Origin of the sequence: Archangium sp., from assembly GCF_036388035.1 — a bacterium.
Lineage (GTDB): Bacteria > Myxococcota > Myxococcia > Myxococcales > Myxococcaceae > Archangium.
In genome coordinates this window covers 1-7,371 of record NZ_DASVSO010000394.1, presented here as the reverse complement: position 1 = coordinate 7,371, position 7,371 = coordinate 1, and the positions used below count along the sequence as shown (strand labels likewise).

Genomic DNA, 7,371 nt, shown 5'->3' with positions numbered 1-7,371 from the left:
GCCGGGACGGCCGGCATACCGGGAGAGGAGTGACGGGAGGAGACAGGGGCGGGAGCCGGCGCGGCCGGAGCGGGCCCCTCGGACTCGGCCCGGCGCCGCAGCTCGGTGCGCACCTGGGCGCGCAGCACCTCGATGTCCTCCGTCTTGGAGCAGAAGGCATCCACCTTCACCGCCAGCGCCTCGGAGATGAGCTTCGAGTCGAAGCCGGCCGTCAGCCCCACCACGGCCACGTGGGCCGTGCCGGGCAGGGCCCTCACGGAGCGTACCCACTCCGGCCCATCCAGCCTCGGCATCTCCAGATCCAACAGGATGCAGTCCACGGGCTGGGCCTCCAGCAGCTGCATGGCGTCGTCACCCGTCTCGGCGATGATGACGTCGTGGCCGTCCTTGCGCAGCGCATCCGAGGCGCGGAGCCGGAAGTCGATGCGGCCGTCCACCACCAGCACCCGCCGACGCCGGCCGGCCGACACCAGCCGGGGCGCGGCGTCCGCCTCGGGCACCTGCGTCAGCTCGTGGGCGCGCCGCACCACGTACGCCGAGTCGTAGGGCTTGCCCACGTAGTCGTTGGCGCCATGCGACAGGCCCTTGAGCCGCTGCAGCACCGCCGCCTCGGTGGACAGCATCAGCACCGGCAGGTGCGCGGTGCGAGGCACGCGGCGCAGCTCCTCCAGCAGGTCCACGCCCTCGCCATCCGGCAACAGCATGTCCAGGATGACCAGGTCGAATTCACCTTCACTCAGCGCCTTGCGGGCGGCCGTGAGGCTCTCGCACAACGTGGTGCCAAAGCCGGCGGCGCTCAATACCCCGCGCATGTCCGCTCGGACCGTCGCGCTGTCGTCCACGATGAGCACACGTGCCTTCATGACAATCCTTCCCTGGCGCCCGCGCGAGCGAGCGCCGTCAGCAAGGGGGGGATGTCCGTCAGCCCCACCACATGCTGCGCAGCCCCGAGCCGAATGGCCTCACGAGGCATGCCGAATACCACGCAGGTTGATTCGTCCTCCACCACCGTGGCGGCCCCCGCGCGTTTCAGCGCCGCCAGTCCCTCCGCCCCATCCCGTCCCATTCCCGTCAACAGGCATCCAATGGCGGCCCCGCCCAGCTCGCGCGCCACGGACTCGAAGAGCTCGTCCACCGAGGGCCGGCACGAGTGCCGCTCCGGCCCCTCCACCACCCGCAGCCGCCCACCCTTCACCACCAGATGGCGGTTGCCCGGCGCCATCCGCACACACAGCCGGCCTGGCATCGGCAGCGGCTCGCCGTCCACCGCGTTGCGCACCTGCAGGCCGCTCTGCGTCCCCAACCACTCCACCATGGCGGTGTCGAAGTGCTCGGTGATGTGCAGCACCAACAGCACCGGCAACGGGAAGTCCGCCGGCAGCGAGCGCAGGATGTGCCGCACGGCCGCCGGACCGCCCGTGGAGGCCCCCATCACCAGCAGCCGCGGTGGCACGGACAGCGGAGCCACCCGAGGTGGCGCGCGCACGTCCGAGTGCAACCGGGCCCGGACATGGGTGATGACGCGCACACGCGCCGCCACCCGGACGCGCGACACCAGCGTCTCCATCCACTTCGCGTCCAGCAGGCCGGAGGGCTTGTCCACCGCGTCCACCGCGCCCGCGGCCAGCGCGTCCAGCGTCCGCAGGCCCTCCGTGCGGTTCTCCGCCGCCGAGAGCACGACGATGGGCGTGGGGCAGTGGGCCATGATGAGCTCGGTGGCCCGCAGCCCGTCCACCTTGGGCATCACCAGGTCCATCGTCACCACGTCCGGACGCAGGCGCTGGCACTGCTCGAAGGCCTGCTGCCCATCCATGGCCTCGCCCACCACCTCGCACGTGGGCTCGAAAGCGAAGGCCTCCGCCAGCCGGCGGCGCACTGTCAGCGAGTCGTCGACGATGAGGACCCGCAGGCGGTTCATGCCTTCCGCCCTTCGACCGTCAGCCGGGCCACCGTGTCCAGGAAGCCGTGCTGCTGGAACTCGCCCTTGACGATGTAGGCGGACACCCCCGCCTCGCGGCCGCGCCGCTTGTCCTCGTCCGTGGCCAGCGAGGACACCATGAGGATGGGCAGGGACTGCAGGGAGGGCGTGGCGCGCAGGCGCCGGGTGACATCCAACCCGGACATGCCCGGCATCTCCACGTCGCAGATGACCAGGGAGTGGCCACCGCGCAGGGCCTTCTCGACGCCCTCCTCGCCGGAGGCGGCCAGCTCCACCTGGTAGCCGGCGGCCTCGAGGATGCTCTTCTCCAGCATGCGGGTGGTGACGGAGTCGTCCACCACGAGGATGCGGTGCTTGCGCGAGGGGCGCACCTGCGGGGGCCCAACGGAAGAGCCCGCCTGCACCAGGCGCACCAGGCCCGCCGCGTCCAGCAGCAACAGGGGCACGCCCTGCTCGTCGAAGCTGGCCCCGGCCACCAGCGGCATGTGGGGCACGGTGGAGGGCAGCGGCCGGCTCACCCGGCGCGAGATGCCCAGCAGCTTGTCCGCGCCCACGGCGGCCCGGCCCGCCGAGCCCGCGTCGAGCACCAGCACGGACCAGGAACGCGGGCGCTGCGCACCGGACGCGCCCATGGCGTCCGCCAGGGGAAGGAAGGGCAGCACCTCGCCGGCATAGGAGAGGGAGGCCCGCGCCCCCGTCCAGGTGACGGCCTCGGCGGGCATGTGGGTGGCGCCACTGAGGGCCTCCAGCGGCAGCAACAAGCGCTGCCCACCGGCCTCCACCGCCAGCATCTCCAGCGAGGCCAGGGTGAGGGGCACCTCCAGCGTGATGCAGGTGCCCTGTCCCGGCCGGGAGGTGAGGTACACATCCCCCTTGAGCCGGCGCACCGTGTCCCGCACCACGTCCAGCCCCACGCCGCGGCCGGACACCTCGGTGACGGCGCGGGCCGTGCTGAAGCCGGGCTGGAAGAGAAGCTGCTGCAGCCCCTGCTCGTCCAGGGCGTCCACCTCGGCGGCGGTCACCACCCCACGCTCCACCGCCACCTGACGCACCCGCCCCAGGTCCACCCCGCGCCCGTCGTCCTCGCACTGGAAGGAGACGCGCCCGCCCCGCCGCTGCACCTTCAGCGTGAAGCGGCCCGTGGGCGACTTGCCCACCGCCCGCCGCTCGTCGGGTGTCTCCAACCCATGGTCCATCGCGTTGCGCACCACGTGCACCAGCGACTGGCGCACCGCCGCCAGCACGTGCCCATCAATCTGGATGTCCCCGCCCTCGGCGAACATCTCCACCTGGCGGCCCAGCGAGGCGGCCGCGTCGCGAGCGGCCAGCTCCAGCGGCCCGAAGAGCGTCTGCGCCGGGACGAGCCGCAGGGTGTGGGCCCCGTCCCGCAGGCGCGACAGCTCCGACTCCACCTGCCCCAGCCCGCCGCCGAGCTGCCGCCCCGCCTTCACCAGCGAGGAGCGCAGCCCCTCGGCCACGGACAGCACGCGCGACAGCCACCGCGCGCGCTCCGCCGGAGAGCCACTGGAGGCGACGGGCGCGGTGAGCTGCTCGATGAGGCTGCCCGCGCCGTGCTGCGCCTGCGCCAGCGACTCCACCGCGCCCCGCAGCCCGCCCATCTGCACCACCGCCTCGGACAGGCCCTCCAGCAGCGTGTCCAGGCGCTCCAGCTCCACGCGCACCACCTCGGACGAGGGGCCCTCGGGGGCTGTCACCACCGAAGTCCCCGCCTCGGACCGGTGCACCTCGGGCGCGGGGGGCAGGGCCGGCGCATCCAGCGCGTCCAGCGCGTCCGCCATCTGCCCCACCAGGCGCAGGAAGTCGTGCACGCTGTCGACGGGCACGGCGGAGCCGCTGTTGCGGTAGGGCGACAGCGCGTCCTCCACCGCGTGCGCCATCTCCGCCATGCGCGCCTGCCCCACCACGCGCGCGGCCCCCTTGAGGGTGTGCGCATAGCGGAAGAGCTCAGGCACCGCCTGTGCGCCGCCGTCCGCCTCGTCCAGCGAGAGCAGGCCCTGGGTGAGCTGCTCGAGCAGCTCCCGGGCCTCGATACGGAAATAGTAGAGGGGATCGCTTTCCAGGCTCATTCGGCGGCACGCGAGTCAATGATGGCGTTGAGCTGCTTGGACAGCTGGAGGAGCTGGTTGGCCGTCTGCAGCGTCTGCGAGGAGGCGGTCTCGGACTGACGGGCCGTCTGCGCCACCTCGAGGATGGCGGTGCTCACCTGCTCCACCGCCGTCGTCTGCTGCTGGGTACTCAGCTCGATCTCCCGTGCCACGTCCAGGTTGGCACGCACCAGCTCCGCGATGCGCCGGAAACTGCCGGCCACATCGACGAATTGTCTGGCACTGCTCTGCACCGCCTTGGAGCCATCCTCGGTGGCCATGATGGTGGTGTTGGAGGCAGCGCGAATCTCATCGATGAGCACGCGGATGTCCTTGGTGGAGCTGCCCACCCGGTCCGCCAGCTTGCGGATCTCCTCGGCCACCACGGCGAAGCGCTTGCCGTGCTCTCCGGCCCCGGCGCTCTCGATGGTGGCGTTGATGGCGAGGATGTTCGTCTGCTCGGCCAGGTCGTTGATGATGTCGACGATGCCGCCAATCTCCTGCGAGCGCTTGCCCAGCGCCAGCATGTGGTTGACGATGGCATCCACCTGGCGGCGCACCGCGTCGATGGCCTCCTGGGCGTGCTGCACCGTGTCGTTGCCGGTGCGGGCCGCGCCCGCCGTCTCGTCCGCCACGCGCGCCACCTGCTGCGCGCTGCCGGCGATCTGCCGCGACGTGGAGAGCAGCTGCTTGACGGTGGTGGAGATCTCCGTGGTGGCCGAGGCCTGCTCCCGCGCGCCCGTGGCCTGCTGCGAGGCCGAGGACTGGAGCACGGCCGAGGAGCCCTGCACCTGCGCGATGGCCGTGGAGATCTTCTTCTTCAGGCCCGTGACGATGGCGACGGCGGCCAGCAGGACGAGGAAGAAGGCCACGACGCCACCGCCACCGAACACCCAGTCGAAGGCGCGCGCGCGCCGCTGCACCTGGGCATCGCGGAGCGCGAGCAGGTCCAACTCCACCCGGCGCATCTCCAGCACCGCGCTCTGGATGCCGTCCATCAACTCCCGGCCCTGACCGGTGCGGATGTCGGCCAGGGCGGCCTCGAAGCCCCGGGTGCGGCGCAGCTCCACGTTGGCGCGCAGGAGGGCCAGCTCGCGGGTGATGAGGGGCCGCAGGACCTCCAGCCACCGGACCTGCTCGGGGTTGTCGGAGACCCGCGCGCCCAGGCGCGAGAGCTCCTGCTCGAGGTCCGCCTGGGCCTGCGTGTAGGGCTCCAGATAGACCGACTCCCCGGTGAGGACATAGCCCCGGTGGCTCGACTCCGCGGCCCTGGCACTGGACAGGAGTCGCTCCAGGCCGGTGATGACCTGATGGGTGTGCTCCACGGTGGCGGCGGCCCCCGTGAACTCATGGGTGCTCTTGAGGGCCAGGAAGACGAAGGAGGCGAGCAGCCCCGTCACCAGGATGAAACCGGCCACGAACTGCTGGGTGAGTGACCATCTGGACAACATCATGTCATCTCCCCTGCGGAGGCGCGGAGGCCTCCTCCAGCAGTTTCCGCACGAGCGCGTCGACGTCGAGCACCGGCAGCGGAGAGGCGCCCGGAAGCACGATGCTCGCGTTCAGCAGGGAGTGGGTGGTGGAACCCCCGGGCTTGAGCTGCTCACCGGTGGCGCGCACCTGCCCCTCGAAGCCCGCCGCGGCCAGCCCCACGCGCCGGGCGCCGCCCGCGAGCAGCAGCCAGCGGGCAGGCTCCCCCGTCTGCAGGCCCAGGAGCGCCGCCAGGTCGTGCACGGCGACGAGCTGGCCACGCAGCCCCGCCACGCCCAGCAGCGAGGCCGGACTGTTCGGCAGGCGCACCAGGCGGGGCATGAGGTGGAGGCCGGACAGCTGGCCCAGGCGCACGGCCAGGGGGGCACCGCCCACGCGCAGCCGCAGCAGCGCCTCGCCGGGATCCTTCTGCGGCGGGGGCGGACGGGAGAACGAGGAATCAAAGCTTTCGCGCAGCTCGTCCAACCGCAGGGCCATCTGGGTGCGAGGCAGACTCATGAGACCTCCGTACAAGCCTGGAGCTCCTGCAGACCGACCTGCATGAGCCCATGACGGCCAAAGCCCGCTCCGAAGAGGGACAGGTGCAAGGGCTGCTCCTGCGGCAACAGCGAGAGGGCCATGCGCAGGGCCACCCGGGCGGCGCCCACGTCACCGGCCCGGCGCGCCAGCGTCCCCGCGCGCAGGTGGCCCAGGGCGAAGGTGGGATCCGAGCGCACAGCCGCGTTGTACCGGTTGCGGGCGCCGGCCTCGTCCCCGGCCTGCTCCAGGCACAGCCCCAGCAGGTAGTGGGCCGCGGCCTCGGAGGTGCCCGCCGTGGTGAGCTGCCGGCCCATCCGCTCGGCCTCGTCCAGGCGCCCGGCGTGCAGGTGCAGCACCGCGCGCAGCAACAGGCCCCGGGGTTGCGTGGCCTGGGGCAGTGACTCCAGGAGCGCCCACGCCTCGGTGTAGCGCTCCTCTCCGAGCAGACGCAGCACCCCCTCCAACCCGTCCGGCGGCGCGGCCTCCTTCGGAGGCGCCACGGGAGGCGGGGTCATGGACGGGGGCGCCAGGGCCACGGAGGCGGGAGGCGCCGGCTGCCGCAGACGGTAATAGAAGGCGTCCCCGCTGCGCAGCAACTCGAAGTCCTCGGAGATGCCGCGCAGCGTCTCGCTGGGCCCCAGGAAGAGGTAGCCGCCGGGCACCAGGGACTGGGCCATGCGGGCGATGATCTTCCGCATCACCTCGGGCGGGAAGTAGAGGACGACGTTGCGGAAGAGGATGGCGTGGAAGGAGCCCGGAGCCCAGAAGGCGGGGGCGTCCTCCAGGAGGTTGCGCTCCTCGAAGATGACCTGGTCACGCAGCTTGGGCTCGAGGGCGAAGCCCGCGGGGGTGCGCCGAAACCATTGCTCGCGCATGGCGAGCGGCACGGCGCGCAGGGACCAGGGGGAGTAGCAGGCGCGGCGGGCATGGGCGATGGCGCGCGGGTTGACGTCGATGCCGAGCAGGCGCAGGCGCGAGGCATCCACCCGGCCACTCTCCCGGGCCATGAGGGCCACCGAGTAGGGCTCCTCTCCGGTGGAGCAGCCGGCGCACAGCACGCGCACCTGGGGCGACTGGCGCAGAAAGGAGGGCAGCACCTGCTCCACCAGCGCCTCGAGCTGGGTGGGGTGTCGTAGGAAGTACGTCTCTCCCACGGTGAGGCGCTCGGCCAGCGCCTTCCACTCCTCCTGCGAGGAGGTGGAGCCCAGGCGCTCCAGGTAGCGCTCCACACCGCCAGCGGCCCGCTCCACGAGCACGGTCTCCAGCTCGCCCCACTGGGCCTGCTCGTAGCGCAGGCCCAGGCGCTGCTCCACCAGC

At 72.2% G+C, this 7,371-nt stretch carries 6 protein-coding genes; all 6 read right to left on the bottom strand.

Annotated elements, in window-relative coordinates:
• On the bottom strand, window positions 1-863 hold an 863-nt coding region (locus tag VF697_RS16045), incomplete at its 3' end, for a response regulator (protein ID WP_331095889.1).
• Complete coding sequence (gene cheB / locus VF697_RS16040) at window positions 860-1,918, bottom strand: chemotaxis-specific protein-glutamate methyltransferase CheB (protein ID WP_331095887.1); 1,059 nt, start codon at window positions 1,916-1,918, stop codon at window positions 860-862. The genes VF697_RS16045 and cheB, both read right to left, overlap by 4 nt.
• The gene (locus VF697_RS16035; protein ID WP_331095885.1) at window positions 1,915-4,026 is read right to left on the bottom strand and encodes a hybrid sensor histidine kinase/response regulator; all 2,112 of its coding nucleotides are present in this window, start codon (window positions 4,024-4,026) and stop codon (window positions 1,915-1,917) included. The genes cheB and VF697_RS16035 overlap by 4 nt, the downstream gene beginning before the upstream one ends.
• Complete coding sequence (locus tag VF697_RS16030) at window positions 4,023-5,498, bottom strand: CHASE3 domain-containing protein (RefSeq protein WP_331095883.1); 1,476 nt, start codon at window positions 5,496-5,498, stop codon at window positions 4,023-4,025. The genes VF697_RS16035 and VF697_RS16030 overlap by 4 nt, the downstream gene beginning before the upstream one ends.
• Window position 5,499: 1 nt before the next feature.
• Window positions 5,500-6,033 (bottom strand): chemotaxis protein CheW, encoded by a 534-nt coding sequence (locus VF697_RS16025; protein ID WP_331095881.1) that lies wholly within the window; start codon window positions 6,031-6,033, stop codon window positions 5,500-5,502.
• Window positions 6,030-7,371, bottom strand: a 1,342-nt coding sequence (locus VF697_RS16020; RefSeq protein ID WP_331095879.1) for a CheR family methyltransferase, incomplete at its 5' end; no start/stop codon positions are given. The genes VF697_RS16020 and VF697_RS16025, both read right to left, overlap by 4 nt.